This window comes from Lysobacter sp. M2-1, from assembly GCF_022662495.1.
Classification (GTDB): Bacteria; Pseudomonadota; Gammaproteobacteria; order Xanthomonadales; family Xanthomonadaceae; genus JAKPBU01.
The window spans coordinates 450620-467512 of record NZ_JAKPBU010000001.1 but is presented as its reverse complement, the minus strand read 5'-3'; the positions used below and the strand labels follow the sequence as shown (position 1 = coordinate 467512).

Genomic DNA, 16893 nt, shown 5'->3' with positions numbered 1-16893 from the left:
GCCCGCGCCAGCGCATATAGTTGTCACTAACAACGTTATCGCCAGGCTGGACGATGGCCAATCCGGGCTCAAAGCCGATCTCCAACAGCGCCCTCCGGCAGGACGCCGAAACGCTGCACGCGGCGGTCTCGAACCTGGTGCGGATTTACCAGTTCCGCGACCGGGACAAGATCTGCTGCTACGACGTGTCCGTGACCCAGTGCTATGCGCTGGAAGTGCTGGCAGAGCGCGGGCCGAGCCGCAGCCAGGCGCTGGCCGAGGCCTTGCGGCTGGACAAAAGCACCACGACCCGTGTCGTCGATGCCCTGGTGCGCAAGGGCTATGTAGAGCGACTGCCGGATCCGGAGGACGCGCGCGCCGTGTCCCTGCGCATCACCCGGGAAGGACGGAAGCTGTACGAAAAAATCAACGGCGAACTGATCGAACAACAGCTCGATCTGCTGCGCGACCTGGACCCGCGGGTTCGAGCAGGGGCGACCGAACTCATCCAGCGCCTGGCGCGTGCCGCGCAATCCCGTTTCGTCTCAGGCGTCAGCGTCGGCAGCTGTGCGCCGGCGTGCGGTACAGATGAGAGCGGCAAGTGCGGCTGAGTTTTTTTGTCCAATTAGTTGCTACTAACAACAAGGAGATGCCGATGTCGCAGATTCGACCCGCCCGTACCGCCGATGCCTCTGCGATCGCAGGCATCTACAACCAGGGCATTGCCGAACGCTCCTCAACCTTCGAAACCGCACCTCGAACCACAGGCGACATCGAACAACGCCTGGCCGACCTGGCGCGGTTTCCGCTCCTGGTGGCCACGGACGACACCGACGCCGTGATCGGCTGGGCGGGCCTCAGCGGATATCGTCCCCGCGACTGTTACGCCGGCATCGGCGAGTTCTCCGTGTATCTGGATGCAGCCGCTCGCGGACGCGGCGTTGGCCGTCGGCTGATGCTGGCGCTCATCGATGTCGCCCGCGATCGGGGCTACTGGAAGCTGCTCTCGCGCATTTTCCCGTTCAACACCGCCAGCCGCGCGCTGTGCCGCTCCGTCGGCTTCCGCGAAGTCGGCGTCTACGAAAAGCATGGCCAACTCGAAGGGCGATGGCTCGATGTCGTCATCGTCGAGCGCCTGATCGCCGAGAACATTCCTGAAATCCAGCCTGCGGTCGAAGCCGCGGCCGTTATTTGAGAGAACCTGCATGAACACAGTGCTTCCTGTCGTCGTGATCGGCGCCGGCCCGGTCGGCCTGGCCGCTGCCGCCCACCTCCTCGAGCGCGGACTGACGCCGCTGGTGTTGGAGGCCGGCGCTACCGTTGGCGCGGGCATGCTGCGCTGGGCGCACGTGCGCATGTTTTCTCCCTGGGAATTCAACATCGACCGGGCGGCCGGAGCGCTGTTGCGGCGCCACGGCTGGACGTCGCCTGATCTGACGCAGTTCCCGACCGGAAGCGAAGTAGTCGAGCGCTATCTAAGGCCGCTGGCCGCTCTGCCAGAGATTCAGCCCCACGTGCGTACCGGCGTGCGGGTGACCGATGTTGCCAAGCAACGCCGCGATCGCATGAAAGACAGTCTGCGAAATGATGTGCCCTTCGTCGTCCGCTACGTGGACGCTGTCGGCGAGCATGAAGTGATCGCACAGGCCGTGATCGATGCATCAGGCACGATCGATACGCCCAATCCGGCAGGTGCTTCCGGCGTTCCAGCACTGGGCGAGCGTGCCGTACAGGAGCACATCTTCTATGGCATTCCCGATGTGCTGGGTCAGCATCGAGAGCGTTATGCGGGCAAGCGCGTTCTGGTTATTGGCGGTGGCCACTCCGCCTTCAACGCGCTTCTCGACCTCGCGCGTCTATCGGGTCAGGAACCTGGGATGCGGATCCAGTGGGCGATTCGCCGTTCTTCCTTGGGTCGAGTGTTGGGTGGTGGTGAACACGATCAGCTAAAAGAGCGGGGCCGACTCGGGCTCGCCATTGGAAAACTGGTAGACGATGGCGTGCTGGCGGTGGCGACCAATTTCCATCTGGAGCGTCTTGAGCAAACGGCCGAGGGCATTGTGGCTCATGCCGAAGGGACGGCGCTTCGACCGGTCGACGAGATCGTTGCCGCGACCGGCTTCCGTCCGAACCTGGACCTGCTCTCGGAGCTTCGGATAGCGTTGGATCATGGCACCCAAGCGCCCATGGCGCTGGCGCCGTTGATTGACCCCAACCAGCATAGCTGCGGCAGCGTGCGGCCGCATGGTGCGGAGGAGCTCAAGCATCCGGACGCGGGTGTCTATATCGTCGGCATGAAGAGCTACGGACGTGCACCGACCTTTCTGCTGCTGACCGGCTACGAGCAGGTGCGTTCGGTGGTGGCTGCGGTCGCCGGGGACTGGGAAGCCGCCCGACGCGTGGAGCTGGTGCTGCCCGAAACGGGCGTGTGCATCACCCAGTTCGCGGAGGAAGATGGCGCGCAAGCCGGAGCCGCATGTTGCGGCCCGGTGCCTGCCAACGAAGAGAATGTAGCGGCAGAGGCGACAGGTAAGACCGGTGAATGCTGCGGCGGCCCCGCACCAGCAAACGTCGACGCCTGCTGCGTTCGCGACGCGGATGCCAAGGCCGAAGGCAAATCGGGCTGCGGCTGTGGTTCGAAGCCTGCCGTGATTGAGGCACCTCGCCCGGTGGCGTGCTGTCGATGAACTCAATGCCGGTGGCGTTGCGTCGCGCCATCTGGCTGCTCGGCCTGTGTCAGTGCGTGCTATGGGGCGTGCTGTACTACAGCTTCTCGGTGCTGTTGATGCCTATGGAAACCAGTCTCGGCCTCTCGCGCATGGCCGTGGCAGGCGCGTTCTCGGTCGGATTGGGTGCGATGGCCGCTGCAGCGCCGGCCATCGGGCGATGGCTCGATGCCGGACACGCGGCAAACCTGACGCGGCTCGGTGTCGGGCTCGCCATCCTGGGCTTGTTGCTCGTCGCGCTTGCGCAGGGCGCAGCCATGCTCTATCTGGGCTGGCTCAGCATCGGCATCGCCATGGCGATGCTGTTGTACGAACCGGCCTTCGCGCTGGTGATCCGGGCAGTGACCGACGAAGGCCACCGGTTGAAGGCACTTGCCGCGGTCACCGTACTGGGCGGCCTGGCGAGCACGGTCTTCCTGCCATTGCTGGCTGCAATCGTCGAGCGATGGAGCTGGCGCATCGCGGTGCTGGCTTGCGTCGGTGTGGTGATGCTGATCGCCTGGACGATGGAGCGATACGTCGTGCCCGCGCTACCGGCTGCTCACGTTGCCGAACGGAAGGAAGAATCGGCCCGTCTCCCGTGGCCGCCGTACCTGGCAACGCTGGTGGCCATCTTCGCGTCCGGGACACTGGCCAGCATGGCGTTGACCACGCTGCTGATTCCGCTACTGATCGAACGTGGCGCGTCGGCACCGGTCGCGGCGTTCGTGCTGGCAGCCCTGGGCCTGGCGCAAGTGCCCGGACGGATGTGGTTGCTGCGCGGCCGCGGGCGGGTTTCACCGGGCGCCATGAAGATGCCTCCCATCGCGTTGCAGGCAATCGGGTTGCTAGGTGTCGTCTTTGCACGCTCGCCGGAATGGGTGGCGGCAGGCGTTGCAGTGTTTGGGTTGGGCGCGGGCCTGCAAACACCGGCACGGCCCTGGCTGGTGCAAACGCTGTATGGCGTCGCCGATTCCGGACGCTGGAACGGAGAGGTAGCGCGTGTGCAGGGCTTCGCCCGCGCTGCGGCTCCGGTCGCGGCGGCGGGGGCGGCATGGCTGGTGGGCACGTCGTTCGTGCTGGCCGGTATCGGTGGGCTGCTTGCCCTCACCCTGCCGCTGGCACGTCGACTGCCGACATCCGCAGCGCAGAGCCGGCTGCCTGGCACCGGACGAACGTGAGCCGCTGCAGCGGCTCGCCGAAATACAGCGTATGTCCCTGGTCGTCGTGGATGGCGGCCAAACCAGGGGTAGCCACCGTGCATGGAGGAATTGACGTTCCTCACCCCTTTGATCTCGCACAACCAATGCTGCGTCGTTGTCGCGGGTATTGGGTTCATGGGTGCGGCAAAGGCCGCTTTCGGGTACCCGATCGTCCCCGAGCCGGCTCTATAGTCTGGATATGGACCGCGCCAAGCCATCCGCAGATCCTGGCCTTGAGACCACGACACCGGGGCCGTCGACGCCGGAGCCAGGGTCTCGCCAGCACCTGTGGACGCAGGTATTCGCGCGTCGCGAGGGATGGCTGCTGGGCTATTTCCGCAAGCGCCTGGCCCAACCCGCGGATGCCCGGGACCTGGTCCAGGAGGTCTATCTGCGGATCCTGCACACCGACCGTGGCGAAGCGACCACGATCGCCGATCCCGAAGCCTACCTTTTCACGGTTGCCGCCAACCTGGTGAAAGAGGAGGCGGTCCTGCACCGCAGTCGTGCCCGGCATGTAGACGTGACCGAGGTCTTTCCCGAACTCGAAACGCGCGAAGACAGGGCCGAGGACCTTCTGGAGCGCGAACACCGGGAACGGCGATTGGCGGAAGCGCTGCGGCGCCTGCCTCCGCGACACCGGGCCGTCATGCTGATGCAGTATCGCGACCGCCTGAGCTATGCCGATATTGCCAAGCGCCTGGGCGTGTCCACCCACATGGTCAAGAAGTATGTGGTCAAGGCACTTGCCCTGTGTCGCCGCGATCTGGCGGAGCACCGATGAACGAGTCCGGCATCCCGCTGCAGGGCATGAACGCCCAGATTGCGCTCGAGGCCGCGCAGTGGTTCGTAGCCAACCGCGAGGGCGCCCTCGCGCCGGCCCAGGCGCATGCCTTCATGCGGTGGTTGCAGGCCTCCCCGCAGCACGTCGCCGAATACCTGGAAGTGGCGGCGATCGCCGGTTACGCAGCCGGTGCCGCGAAGCAGGATCCGGTTGCGCTGGAAGATCTGCTCGCTCAGCTGGGGCCCGAGGACAACGTGGTGGAGTTCGAAGCCGCCGGCGGGTCTCCGGCCTCTGCCGGTCGGGCGGGGGTTGCCGCCACGCGGCGCACTGCGCACCGACGACCGCGCCGCCGCGCATTCGCCTGGGGCGCCGGCATCGCCGCCATGCTGGCACTTGCCATCGTCGGCGGGGTGCTGACCTGGTCGATGTGGCGTACGGAGGTGCGCAGTTACGCAACGGCGCACGGCCAACAGGGCGATTGGCGGCTGCCGGACGGGACCCGGCTGCGGCTGAACTCCGAATCCGCGGTAACGATCCGTTTCGACCGCTCGAAACGGCGGGTCGAGGTCGCGCATGGCCAAGCCCTGTTCGACATCGCGCAACAACCGGCGCGCCCGTTCGAAGTGCGCGCCGGCCCGTATCTGATCGAGGATGTCGGGACCGTCTTCGATGTCTATCGCCAGGCGGGCGAGACAACGGTGACCGTAGTGGAAGGGCGGGTCAATGTCTGGGACCTGCCGGAAGCGTCCCAACCCGCCCGTGCGCAGAGGCCGCTCGCCGACCTGCGCTCCGGCCAGCGGGCGCATCTCTCCGCGTCCGGTACTGTCGCCGCGCAGAGCGGGGTCGACACGAGCAAGGCGGTGGCGTGGACGCGCGAGGAAATCGTGTTCGAGGACGAGCCGCTGGCCGCAGTCGTGGCCGAGTTCAACCGCTATAGCAAAGTGCAGGTGCGCATCGGCGAGGACGCCATCGGTGAGCTCAAGGTGTCCGGTACGTTCGGCATCCACGACGAGGTCACCTTCCGGGCCTTCCTCGACAGCCTGCCCGGGCTGCGCGCCGACACCACCGCAGACGGTGTGATCGTGCGGCGCCGCACGACCGAGCGTCGTTGATACCGCGCCGCGGCAGGTCTCACCGCGCCGACCGATTCAACGCGCCGCAGCGTGCACGAAGAAGCCATGGGCTCGTTGAACCCGGTCATCGAATACCCGGGCGCGAAACGCCTGCTGCGGCGCGGTACCCGATCTGCTCGCCGCAGACTCTTTACTTCTTCAGTGGGCACGGCTCGCCGGGGAACGGCCGTCGCGATGCCCGCGCCATCAGCACCGGACGGAACCCTTACATGCGTGTTCGAACTCTGAGTTTGCATTGCGCAGTGGCCCTTGTCGCGCTGAGCGGCCCGGTGCCTGCTTCTGTGCGCGCACAAACCCCCGCCACCGCGCCGGCCGTCGCCATCGGTCGAATGCCCCTGAAAGATGCGTTGGCGCAGTACACGGCACAGACGGGCCTCAAGTTCGTCTACGCCTCGCAACTGGTGGATGGCGTGCAGAGCCCGGGTGCGCCGGCCGGCTTGGCACCCGAGGCGCGGCTGCGCCGGCTGCTGGAGGGGACGGGCCTGAGCTACCGGTTCCTCAGCCCGAGCATCATCACCCTGATCAAGGCGGAGAAGAAACCGTCGGCTCCGCCCACGCGGACCAGGCGTGCCACGCACGCATCGGAGGCGCCCCCCGAAGTGACGGACCTGGAAACCATGATCGTCACCGGAACGAACATCCGCGACGTGGTGCCGCCGGGGACACCTTTGATAGTCATCGATGCCGAGGACATCCGGCGCAGCGGCTATTCCGGAACCGAACAGGTGCTGCAGGCGCTGCCGCAGAACTTCCGCGGTGGCCAGGCAGGCGCGGTGGCCGATGTCAACATGAGCATCGGAGGCCAGCGCGGGTTCAATGCAACGGCGGGGTCCGGCGTGAACCTGCGTGGCCTGGGGACGACGGCAACCCTGGTGCTGATCAACGGGCGGCGCATCGCGGCCACGTCGGCGGGCACCTTCACCGACGTCTCGCTGATTCCGATCGATGCGATCGAGCGCATCGAGATCCTGACCGACGGCGCGTCGGCCATCTATGGCGCCGATGCCGTCGCGGGCGTGGTCAATATCATCCTCAAGCAGGACTACGACACGGCCGAGACCCGGCTGACCTATGGCGGTACCACCGATGGCGGGCGTGAGGAGTTACGGCTCTCGCACAGCTTCGGCAAGCGCTGGGACAGCGGCCGCCTGATGCTGAGCGCCGAGTACCTGCGCCAGGGCGAGCTGATGGCCGACCAGCGCGAGGCCACGGAGGACGTCGACGACCCGACGTCGATCTTTCCGTCCAACACCCTGAAGAGCATGGTGCTGTCCGCCAGTCAGGACCTTGGCGACGCGCTGACGCTCAGTACGGACGTGCAGTACTCGCATGCGGAGCGGAAGCTGGTTTCCACCGACTGGGACTACACCGAGAACTTCGCCAAGCCGATCCGGCGCAACGCGCTGGTCAGCCTGGAGTACCGGGTGCCGCACGACTGGCTGTTCACCGTGGACGGGTTCGTCAGCGACGAGGACTCCAAGAACCGGCAGGTGTCCTACACCCTCGAAGGCGATCTGGACAGCGTCTTCAACCAGCACCGGACCCAGCAGCAGCGCGGCGGCGAAGTGCGCGCCAGCGGTCCCGTGTTCAAGCTGCCGGGTGGGGCGGCGAAGCTGGCGATGGGCGCCTCGTACAAGGACGAGAAATACCGGCGCACGATCGATCGGAACAACCTCGAACAGAACATCAGCAGGCGGAGCAACTCGCTGTTCGCGGAGCTGTATGTGCCGATCGTGGGCGACGCCAATGCCGTGCCCGGCATCCATGCGCTCGACATGACCTTTGCCGTGCGGCGGGACGACTATTCCGACTTCGGCAGTTCGACCAACCCGCGCGTGGGGCTGTCCTGGTCGCCCACGACGTCGCTCACCCTGCGATCGAGCTACAGCACCTCGTTCCGCGCACCGTCCGTGGGCGAGGAGATGCGCTTCAGCGACCTGGGCGTCTTCGCGCTCGATGTCGCGCCCTATTTCAACGCGGACGGCACCGACTTCGTGCCAGTGGTGACTCTGGCCGGCTCGGACGACCTGAAGCCGGAGGAGTCGGAGAACTGGACGGTGGGCCTGGACTGGAAGCCGGAGTTCGCGCCCGGCCTGAATATGGGTCTGACCTACTACGATATTTCCTATTCCGACCGCATCGTGCTGCCGCCTCTGGACATGGGCGCGCTGGGCAATCCGGAACTGCAGCAGTTCATCGATTACTACGACTCGCCCGAAGAAGTGCGGGCGCTGGTCGAGGCGTATGTCGCCGACGGCGCGGTGTTCGACGATTACACGGACGGGATGTTCGGTCCCGACCCATTGGGCGAGGTGTTTGCGGTGTACCGGTACCTGTTCACCAACGCCGAGCGCGTCGATGTCAGCGGCTACGACGTGAACATCGACTACCGGTTCAAACGTGGCGACAACCGCTTCGAACTCGGGCTCAACGCGAACCACATCCGCGAGATGCTCAATCGCGTGTCGCCGGGCGCACCACCGTACGACCTCGCGGGGACTTTCGCCAATCCGCCCGAATGGCGCATGCGCGGCAGCCTGGCCTGGGTGCGTCGGGAGCTATCGGCCAACCTCAACGTCAACTACACGCACTCCTACATCGATACCTCTGGCGCCGTCGATCGACCAGTCGACTCGTACACCACCGTGGACGGGGTCGTGAGCTATGCGTTCGCGCCGAAGGGGAACACGCTCATCGACGGGCTGTCGTTGTCGCTGATCGTGACCAATCTGTTCGACGAGCCGCCGCCCTACGTGGGATTCAGCGGCCTGGGTTCGCACTACGACGCGGCCAACGCGAGCCCGCTGGGCCGCACGGTTTCCATGCAGATCGCCAAGCGGTGGTGAACGACATGCGCATCATGAAAGCCTTGGCCATCCTTTCCCTCACCGCCTGCCTGGTTTGGCTCGTGCCGGGACCCTCCGCTGCGGCCGATGTCGACGCCGCCGATGCACCGACATTCGCCATCGGCGATACCCCGCCGCCGCTGGTGCCCATGGCCTGGATCAAGGGCGACCCGGTCGAGGCCTTCGAGCGGGACCACGTGTACGTGGTCGCATTCTTTGCCACTTGGTGTGGCGCGTCCCGGCAGTCGATGCCGCTGCTGAGCGATGTGGCGCGTCGTTACCAGGGCAAGCTGACGGTCATCGGGATCAACGTGCGCCAATCCGAGCGCGGCGAGGCGAGCGTTGCCGCGGTGACACAGTTCGTCCAGGGCCGGGGACGGGATATGGACTACACCGTCGCGATGGACGATCCGGTGCGCAAGCCGATGTTCACGTCCTGGATGCGCACTGCCGGCATGTATGCCATCCCCACGGCGTTCATCATCGGTCGCGATGGCAGGCTGGCCTATGTCGGCATACCGATCGATCCGGAGGCTTCGTTGGGATTCGAGCGCGCCGTGGAACAGGCCGTCGCAGGAGCCAGCGACCTCGCGGCGGCACGCCAACTGCAGCGCGAACTCGGCGAGCAGATGAAGCTATACCTGGCGGACAAGGAGCTGATGAAACCGCTGGATGAGGCGATGGAACGCAAGGATTATCGGGCCGTGCTCGTGGAGGCAGACAGGCTCGTCGCGCAGGATCCAGAACGGGAGGGCCGGGTATTCGGAGATCGATTCACCGCGATGCTCCACCTCGACGAGGCCGAAGCGCTGGCGTTTGCACGCAAGGCGCATGCAGCCGCCGAAAGCCGTGAGATGTCCCTGGGCATGGCGAGCACCGTGGGCAGCGTGATCGCCTATCGACCGGGTCTGTCGCGTGGCGCGTACGAAACGGCCGCCACCTACCTGGAAGCCGCCGTCGCCGGACAGGGCGACGACTTCAACGCGATGTTCGATCTGCTGGCGCTGGCCCGGGTGCAGCAACAGCTCGGCCGGGGGAAGCAAGCGATCGAAGCACAGCAGCGGGCCATGTCCATCGCCCGCGGCAGGAAGGACGTTTCGGCAGAGATGATGGCCGACATGGAGAAGACACTTGCCGGGTACAGGGCGGCAGGTGGCGATCGATCCCCCTGATCCTCGCTGGATGTCCGGGTCGCGCTGGCCACGCGCGTCGCTTGCTTCCCCTAGAGCCCGATTGATTCGCCTCGCTGGATTCTGGCAATCATCTCCTGCGCGTGAGCATTGGCGGGATTCAGGTCCAGGGATCGACGGAAGCTTGCGATCGCCTTGCCTGCATAACCGGGGCCTGCCGCCGCATAACCATCGCCCAGGCTGTCGTGCACATTCCAGTCGTCGGGATACTCACGGGCGTTCAGTTCCCAGATGGCGATCGCGTCATGCACCCGCCCTTTGTGCAGCAGGGAATAGCCGAGCCGATTGAGCTCGTTCGCATTGAAGATATGGCCGTTGCGGGCGGCGGCCTTCAGTGCCTGGTAGCGGGCGATCGCCGCGGCGACTCCAGCCTCATGGAGCGGCCTCAGGATGGTCGCGGCGATCGAGGATGGGATCGGCAGCCGCGTGCCTGTCTTCCATTCCATCCAGTCGGCCACAAGCTGGTTTGAGACGTTCCAGCCGTTCGAGCCGTTGGTGAGAACGACCAGACCGTCGCGTTTGGCGCGGCTCACCCAGAAGAAGCTCTGCCATCCACGATTGCCGCCGTCATGGCCCACCCGCTCGACGCCGTCCGGGAATCCCTCGCCGTGCGGCTGGATCGCGTAGCCCAGGCCAAAGCGGCCATCGGTGGCGGGCGCTGCCGAGGTCATCTGATCAAGCATGGCTGCCGGCAGCACGGGGGCGGCCCGGACGCCGCCGATCGTCGCCAGCGCATAGCACGCCATGTCGCCGATGGGCGCATACATGCCCGCCGCTGCGACTTCGACGAACCTCGGAGTGGGCGTCTCCTCGCCGAGTTCGTCGTAGGCGCGGGCGGCCCGTCCGAGCACCAGTGGCGTGAGGCTGAAGCTGCTCTCGGTCATGCCCAGCGGACCGAGCACCGCGTCCCGCATGTAGTCGGAAAAGGGCCGTTGCGCAGTCTCCTCGACGAGCAGTTGCATCAGTGTGTAACCGCCACCCGAGTACGACCAGGCGGTGCCCGGCGTGGCCGTCAGAGCGAGCGCTCCCGCGCCGTTTGCGTTGCCCGAAAGCGACTGTTCGAGCGTCGGGATCAGGTCGTCCGGACCCCAACCGCGATAGCCCGAAACCGACAGGCCGGCGGTATGGCTGAGCAGCCGCCGCAACGTCACGCCCGTGATGTCGTGGCTGGACGGCGGCAGGTGCCATCGCTTGAGCCGCGCATCGACTGGCTCGTCGAGCGTGAGCTTGCGCTCGCTCACAAGCCGCATGGCGCCCCAGGCCGACACGGACTTGGACGTGGAGCCGATGTTGAACAGTGTTCGCTCGCTGACAGGCGTCTTGGTGGCGGCATCGGCCATGCCAAAGCCTCGTGCGAGTATCACCTCGCCATTCTCGATGACGGCAACTGCTCCGCCGGGAACGCTGAAATCGTGCAGGTAGGACGGCATACGCTCGACGACTTGTCGAACGAACGCGCTCTCGCGCGAACCAGCCGGCGGTGGCGCCTCAGCGCAGCCAGCCGCCACCGGTCCGACCACCAGCGTCTGCGCGACTAGACCGATCAAGAAGATGGGGCCGGGCTTCATGGGGGAATGCTCAGGCTTCATCGGTATAGCCATTGGCAGCCGCCTGACCGGCATTCTCGAATATGGCCATGGCCGTTCTCATGCGGCGGAACCCGAATCTGCGATAGAAATCCTCTTTGCCCGGGACGGCGTAGAGGATGATCTTCCTGTGCCCCTGGGATGCGGCGATGAGGCGCTGGATGACATCACGCCCCAGGCCCTGGCCCTGATGCGAGGGGTGGACGGCGATGTCGCAGATGTAGGAGCAATCGACCCCGTCGGCAACGGCGCGTCCGGCGGCGACCAGCGCGCCGTTGTCCCGCGCAAAAAACCTGAACATGCTGTTCGAGAACGCGGTTGCCAGCCAATCGGGGGATTTGTTGCCGAGAGGAGCGAGCCGATACATCTCGGACAGCTCCGACCAGTCGATTGCATCCGTTGAACTGCTCCACTGGATCACATGGTCACCTGTTGAAGCCTAACGTCTGAGTTGCGCTGAGCCGCGAGGTGGCTTCGGCTTGAAGGAATCGCCAGATGGCTACCACTCGCCACTGGCAGGCGGCCGAAGCACCGTTTTGAGATGTGAGAAATACTTGGGATCTTCCTCCGCGAAGATATCCTTGCCGGCGCCCATGTAGGCGCGGGTCAACTCCTCATTGGCCCGTTGCAGATCGCCGAGCTCGAACTGCGACTGGCCAAGCCGCAGATGGATGAAGGGGTTGCCGATTGCACCCGGGCAGCCCATGGCGTCGGTCAGAGCCGCCTGCGCGTGCTCATAGTTCCTGGATTTGAAATTCGCGTCACCGATCGCGGTCAGCAGCCAAGTACAAGCTTCCCAGTCGGTCTTCGGCTCTGGCAGAAGTTCAAATGCCTCGATGTACTTCTCGACGGCCGCCCGATAGTGACCCCCTTCGGCGCGCTGATCTCCCTCCTTGGAGAGTTGCACCACTCTGCCGTGAATTGCGTCGGACAGTTCCATCGTCTGAGCCCGGGCGGTAAAAGGCGTCAAGGGGCTCAGGACAAGCGCCAGGACTAAAAGCAGATTGCCGTAATGTCGCATAGCTACCTAACGTTTGAACGAATCCGAGCCGCCAACCGACTTCGGCTTGAACGGATTGTCAGACACTGCGCCGGATGGCAGCAAGGCTGGCAGAACGGCGAACAGGACGAGCATGGCCAAGAAGGCGCTACCGGAGACCGGGTCGCGGGACGCGACGTACGCAGACGGCGAGGCCCCAGTCATCAGGAAGGCGAGCAACAACTCCGCCGATGCCAGAAGCACAAGGGCGATCGTCCCCATCAGCAATCGGGTGCGGCGATCTGCCAGGGCGTAGCGGCGTATGACGTAACGCGCCGCCATGAAAACCACCGCCAGCATGACCGGCATCTCGAGGAGCTCGGCAAATCGCGCGCCGAGCCGCGGGACCAGGAAGGGAACGCGGATGGAGCCCAGCACGAACCCAGCCCCAAAGACCAGGACGAAATACAGCGCGCCGGCTTTCAGTGTGCGCATATCTTCTATGGGCTTAACGCCTGGATTGCACCGAGCTCCGAAGCGGCTTCGGCCCGAATGAACGATCAGACTTCGGATCCTTGCGCAGCGCGCTCCTGCACGACGCAGTCGGCCTCTACCTCCACAAGCCAGCCTGGGTCGATGAAGCGGGCCACCTCCACGAACGTGCAGGCGGGCCTGATCTCGGAGAACGACTCGCCATGCGCCCTGGCTGCCTCGCGCCAGGTCCCGATGTCGGTGAGCATGATCCGGGTCCTGATGACATCGTCCAGACCCAGGCCGGCATCGCTGATGGCGGTGGCAATGATCTCGAGGCAGCGCCTGGTCTGGCCGTACACATCCCCTGGCGCTGCCACCGATCCATCGGGGGCGATGGGCGCAGTGCCTGCGACCGCCAGCATGTTGCCCACGCGGACTGCACGGGAGAAGCCGATCTGCGGCTCGAGCGGGGAGCCGGAAGCAATCAGGGTACGCACGGGAAAGGGTTCCTCTAAGGTCTGATGCCCGAACCGAGCCCTCGCGAAGCGGCTTGGCCGGAAGAATTGTCAGGCGTGCCTGCGCGCGAGCCAAGTGTCCGCGAGTCCATGCAGGGGGTCATGCCTCTTTGGAATCGAACATCAGCAGCTCGACACCCGCCTGCGCGAAGTTGCCCAGGTCGCCAGCGGTGGCCTGTCCCTCTGGCGAACCAAGCGCTTGCCGTATCGCGTCGAGAGAGTCGAAGCTCAGCGTTGCCACCAGGTGATACGGCGCATCGCCTTGCGGCGTGGTGATAGGTCCCGCGCTGACTTCATAGCGGCGCAGGCCAGGAATTTTCCGGGCAAGCGGAACGTGGGTAGAGAAATAGTAGCGGTCGAAGGCTGCGGGGTCGGTCGGGTTCTTGTACAGAACCAGAAGTGTCGCCATGAACTGCGCTCCTTCTCTTGCTGGTCAAGATGTTGCGATTCGCCATCTGCAGAGCCGGGGCGGGGATACCGACTCAGAATGCCAACACCCAACAGAGACGGGGCCGGGCTGCCGCGAAGTATGCATCAGCCATGGGCCGCCAGTTTCAGCCCCACAAGAAAACGCCGCCCCAAGGGGGCGGCGGCGTTTTCCATCCCCGAACCGCGCTAGTTGTTGTTCTTCGGCACCTCGACCGTGGCCGAGTCCTGCGCATCGTTGCCAGAGCCATCCACGGCCGTGTAGGTGGCGGTGTAGACGCGGCCGTCGCCGTTGCCCGCACGCTCGGCGCGCAGGTCGAACTGCAGGTCGGGCGTGCCGATCGCGGCATTCTGGATGTCATCGACGGTATTGCCGTCGGCCACGCCATTGTCGGGCTCGTCGCTGATGATGCTGGTCAGCGCGTAGTTCACCACCGGGCAGTTGTCGGTGGCGACCACGGTGGCCCAGACCGGTTCCATCTTGTGGTTGGGCGGCCACAGCCGGTCCGGATCCAGGCTGACGGCGATCGTGGGCGGCGTGTCGTCGACCACCTGCGCCACCGCGGTATCGTTGGTCGATGCACCGCACGCGTCCTGCGCGGTGACGCTGACCGTGAGCTGCGCCGGCGAGCTGAGCAGGCCGGACACCACCACGCTGCCGCTCACATCCACCTGCGTGGACGAGACCTGCTGCACATTGATCGTCGGCGTGCCCAGGGTGAAGTTGTTGGCGCCCTTGATCAGGTCCACATCGACATCGCCGGCCAGCACGCCGCAGGTATCGGTGGCCGTGGCCGTGAACTGCACGGTGAACTCGCAGGCGTTGTCGACCGCACCGCCAGCGGTGCTCACCTCCACGCTCGGCGGCGTGTTGGTGACGGTCAGGTCCTCATCGTTGATGTCGAAGAAGATGTTGTCCACCGATTGCAGCTTGATCCGGTTGTCCGAACCCAGCGAACAGGGCACCACGAAGGAAGACGCCCCGTCGTTCGCCGTCGGCCCGACCAGCGGGGTGGTGAAGTTCTGCCCGCCGTCGCTGGAGAACAGCGCGCTCACCTGCGGCGCCACCGAGCCGCCGCCCACCTGCCAGGTCAGCGGCACGCTGCAACCTGCGGCCAGCGAGCCGCTGTTGGGCGAGAGGATGAAGAACGGGTCGCCTACCACCTGGATCTGCATGCTGTCGTAGGCCACGCCGCCACCGCCCATGCGGTTGTCGCGCGCGATCAGGCGGAAGTTCAGCTCGCGATCCACCTGCGGCAGGATCTCGCCGGCGCGGGTGATGCCGTCGAGCAGGTCCTGCAGGTTCGGGATGATGCGCGCGCTGGACGCGCCCGGCGGCACCGAGCGGACGATCGGTCCATCGCCCGGATCGGTATTGATCGGCCGCTGCGTCACTGCGCGGTCGTACTGCTCCCAGTTGTAGGTGAGCACGTCGGCATCGGTCGCCGAGCCGTCGAGTTCGAACGGCGTCTGCCGCGGGATCGTGTAGTCCGCGCCCGCATCCACGCTGGGCGGCGAGTTGGTGGTGTTCACCAGCGTGCCGCAGGTCGCGCCGTCGCCGGAGAACACATTGGTCACGATCTCGTCGAAGCTGCGCGAATGGAAGTACGAGCCCGCGCCGACCACCGAGGTATCGACGTCGTCGGTGCCGCAGTTGCCGTTGTAGGACATGCGGGTGGTGCCGCTGCCCGGCTCGTAGCCGCTTTCGCTGTCGCCGGCATTGAACTCGACCAGCGTGCAGCTGCCGGCCGAACCGGTGAAGGTATGCCGCGCGCCGAGCTGGTGCCCGACCTCATGCGCGAGCAGCCCGCTGGCGCTGTTCATGCCGTTGTTGCCCATCTGCCCCGCGCCGCGTCCCTTGTGCAGGGTGTCGTCGGTGGTCAGGCAGACCACGAACCATGCGCAGCCGCTGGCGCCGCCGCCCGCACGCGTGGCGAACAGGAAGCCGATGTCGTAGTCCGCATCGTTCAGCGCCACCTTGTTGTTGTCGCGGTTGGCGTCGCGCAGCGTGCACGGGCTCTGGGTGTTGTCGAAGGGGTCGGTGTCCGGGTCGCTGTACATCACGTCCTCGCTGGCATCGGCCACCACCAGCCGCACGCTCACCTCGGGCTCGAACACCGCATTGGCGCCGGCCACGTCGGCCACGATCGACGACAGCACATCCGCCTGCCCGCCGCCCGCGTCGCGCGCCTGGAAGAACTCGCCCGTGGTCGAAGCCGCCAGCCTGTAGATGCGCAGCTGGGTGCCGGCTTCCACCATGGCGTTGGCCTGGATCTGCGCCACCAGCTGGGCCGAGAAGCGCGGCACCGGTACCGGTTCGTGATCGTCGTGATCCTGGTGGAAGTCGTTGGCGCCGTCGGTGCGGTCCTGGTCGCGATAGCTCAGGTACACGCGGCCGTCCGCGGTTTCCACCGGTTCCACCCGCAGGATGCCGTCGTCGGTCTGGCCCGAAATGAACACGCCGCGCGTGCCCACCGTGATATGCCCGGTGAACCCTTCGCGCTCGTCCTCGAACACATAGGTCCTGATCTGCGGGTACTGGCTGGCCAGGCCTGGCTCCAACAGCTGGCTCTGCGCGAGCGAAATCTGCACGAAGCCGCCGCTCGCGCGCGGCAGATAGATCTGCGTCTGCGGCGGAATCGGCCCGAAGGTCTCGCGCGGCGTGCCGCGCAGACGCGTTTCCAGCATCTGCTCGTTGAGCGTCAGCGGCACGAAGGCCGTCGGCGCGGGGAACCGATCGGGCAGCTGCACCGCCGGCAGGGTCTGCCACATCCCGTCGGGCGAAGCGCCGCCGTTCTCCTGCAGCGCCACCAGCACCAGGCGGGGAGCCGCTCCCGCCGCGCCCGAGCCGCCCTGCGATGCATCGACCGCGCCGGCGTCCAGCCTGCTCGCGGGCGCAGGTCCCGCCATCCAGGTCGCGAATGCGTGCGCCGCCAATGCCAGCAACGCAACCAAGCCGATCGCGGCCCACCAGCGGGCACCGCGCCGGAACGTTGAATGGGTAGTCATGACTCAGGTCCTCGGCATCGGGGGAAGCCGGCGCAGCGCAGCGACAACGGGGGGTAGCGCCGACA

General features: G+C 65.9%; 15 protein-coding genes. 8 read left to right on the top strand and 7 right to left on the bottom strand.

The window, feature by feature from the left end:
- The first annotated feature begins 53 nt into the window (after positions 1–53).
- The 8 genes from MC375_RS02050 to MC375_RS02015 all read left to right on the top strand — a co-directional run bounded on the left by MC375_RS02050 (position 54) and on the right by MC375_RS02015 (position 9821).
- Positions 54–590: a MarR family transcriptional regulator gene (locus MC375_RS02050; RefSeq protein WP_242101615.1), complete on the top strand. Its 537-nt coding sequence runs from the start codon at positions 54–56 to the stop codon at positions 588–590.
- Entirely contained in the window at positions 581–1174 is a 594-nt protein-coding gene (locus MC375_RS02045) for an arsinothricin resistance N-acetyltransferase ArsN1 family A (RefSeq protein WP_242101614.1), read from the top strand. Before MC375_RS02050 ends, MC375_RS02045 begins: the two co-directional genes overlap by 10 nt.
- 10 nt (positions 1175–1184) lie before the next feature.
- Entirely contained in the window at positions 1185–2666 is a 1482-nt protein-coding gene (locus MC375_RS02040; RefSeq protein ID WP_242101613.1) for an FAD-dependent oxidoreductase, read from the top strand.
- Positions 2663–3865, top strand: coding sequence for an MFS transporter (locus MC375_RS02035; protein ID WP_242101612.1), 1203 nt, complete (start codon positions 2663–2665; stop codon positions 3863–3865). The genes MC375_RS02040 and MC375_RS02035 overlap by 4 nt, the downstream gene beginning before the upstream one ends.
- Positions 3866–4085: 220 nt before the next feature.
- A complete protein-coding gene (locus tag MC375_RS02030) occupies positions 4086–4670 on the top strand; it encodes a sigma-70 family RNA polymerase sigma factor (protein ID WP_242101611.1) in 585 nt (194 codons plus the stop codon).
- Entirely contained in the window at positions 4667–5782 is a 1116-nt protein-coding gene (locus MC375_RS02025; RefSeq protein WP_242101610.1) for a FecR domain-containing protein, read from the top strand. Before MC375_RS02030 ends, MC375_RS02025 begins: the two co-directional genes overlap by 4 nt.
- A gap of 350 nt (positions 5783–6132) precedes the next feature.
- A complete protein-coding gene (locus MC375_RS02020; RefSeq protein ID WP_242101609.1) occupies positions 6133–8649 on the top strand; it encodes a TonB-dependent receptor in 2517 nt (838 codons plus the stop codon).
- Positions 8650–8654: 5 nt separating this feature from the next.
- Entirely contained in the window at positions 8655–9821 is a 1167-nt protein-coding gene (locus MC375_RS02015; protein WP_242101608.1) for a redoxin domain-containing protein, read from the top strand.
- Positions 9822–9871: 50 nt separating this feature from the next.
- Here the strand turns inward: MC375_RS02015 and MC375_RS02010 are convergent, their stop codons facing one another.
- From MC375_RS02010 to MC375_RS01980, 7 genes are all read right to left on the bottom strand, one after another.
- Complete coding sequence (locus MC375_RS02010) at positions 9872–11407, bottom strand: beta-lactamase family protein (RefSeq protein ID WP_242101607.1); 1536 nt, start codon at positions 11405–11407, stop codon at positions 9872–9874.
- A gap of 10 nt (positions 11408–11417) precedes the next feature.
- A complete protein-coding gene (locus MC375_RS02005) occupies positions 11418–11846 on the bottom strand; it encodes a GNAT family N-acetyltransferase (RefSeq protein ID WP_242101606.1) in 429 nt (142 codons plus the stop codon).
- Between the two features lie 78 nt (positions 11847–11924).
- Entirely contained in the window at positions 11925–12365 is a 441-nt protein-coding gene (locus MC375_RS02000; RefSeq protein ID WP_242101605.1) for a tetratricopeptide repeat protein, read from the bottom strand.
- A gap of 87 nt (positions 12366–12452) precedes the next feature.
- Positions 12453–12899, bottom strand: a complete 447-nt coding sequence (locus tag MC375_RS01995; protein WP_242101604.1) for a hypothetical protein — start codon at positions 12897–12899, stop codon at positions 12453–12455.
- A gap of 65 nt (positions 12900–12964) precedes the next feature.
- A complete protein-coding gene (locus MC375_RS01990; RefSeq protein WP_242101603.1) occupies positions 12965–13375 on the bottom strand; it encodes a RidA family protein in 411 nt (136 codons plus the stop codon).
- A 118-nt stretch (positions 13376–13493) separates the two neighbouring features.
- Positions 13494–13802 carry an EthD family reductase gene (locus MC375_RS01985; RefSeq protein ID WP_242101602.1) on the bottom strand — a complete coding sequence of 103 codons (309 nt, stop codon included), beginning with the start codon at positions 13800–13802 and terminating at the stop codon, positions 13494–13496.
- Between the two features lie 206 nt (positions 13803–14008).
- On the bottom strand, positions 14009–16828 hold the full coding sequence (locus MC375_RS01980; RefSeq protein WP_242101601.1) for a reprolysin-like metallopeptidase: 2820 nt from the start codon (positions 16826–16828) through the stop codon (positions 14009–14011).
- Positions 16829–16893: the final 65 nt, after the last annotated feature.

Coding starts and splice junctions, on each gene's coding strand:
- MC375_RS02050 (WP_242101615.1), top strand. CDS start 54: ATGGCCAATCCGGGCTCAAAGCCGATCTCCAACAGCGCCCTCCGGCAG.
- MC375_RS02040 (WP_242101613.1), top strand. CDS start 1,185: ATGAACACAGTGCTTCCTGTCGTCGTGATCGGCGCCGGCCCGGTCGGC.
- MC375_RS02035 (WP_242101612.1), top strand. CDS start 2,663: ATGAACTCAATGCCGGTGGCGTTGCGTCGCGCCATCTGGCTGCTCGGC.
- MC375_RS02030 (WP_242101611.1), top strand. CDS start 4,086: ATGGACCGCGCCAAGCCATCCGCAGATCCTGGCCTTGAGACCACGACA.
- MC375_RS02025 (WP_242101610.1), top strand. CDS start 4,667: ATGAACGAGTCCGGCATCCCGCTGCAGGGCATGAACGCCCAGATTGCG.
- MC375_RS02020 (WP_242101609.1), top strand. CDS start 6,133: ATGCCCCTGAAAGATGCGTTGGCGCAGTACACGGCACAGACGGGCCTC.
- MC375_RS02015 (WP_242101608.1), top strand. CDS start 8,655: ATGCGCATCATGAAAGCCTTGGCCATCCTTTCCCTCACCGCCTGCCTG.
- MC375_RS02010 (WP_242101607.1), bottom strand. CDS start 11,407: ATGAAGCCCGGCCCCATCTTCTTGATCGGTCTAGTCGCGCAGACGCTG.
- MC375_RS02000 (WP_242101605.1), bottom strand. CDS start 12,365: ATGGAACTGTCCGACGCAATTCACGGCAGAGTGGTGCAACTCTCCAAG.
- MC375_RS01995 (WP_242101604.1), bottom strand. CDS start 12,899: ATGCGCACACTGAAAGCCGGCGCGCTGTATTTCGTCCTGGTCTTTGGG.
- MC375_RS01985 (WP_242101602.1), bottom strand. CDS start 13,802: ATGGCGACACTTCTGGTTCTGTACAAGAACCCGACCGACCCCGCAGCC.
- MC375_RS01980 (WP_242101601.1), bottom strand. CDS start 16,828: ATGACTACCCATTCAACGTTCCGGCGCGGTGCCCGCTGGTGGGCCGCG.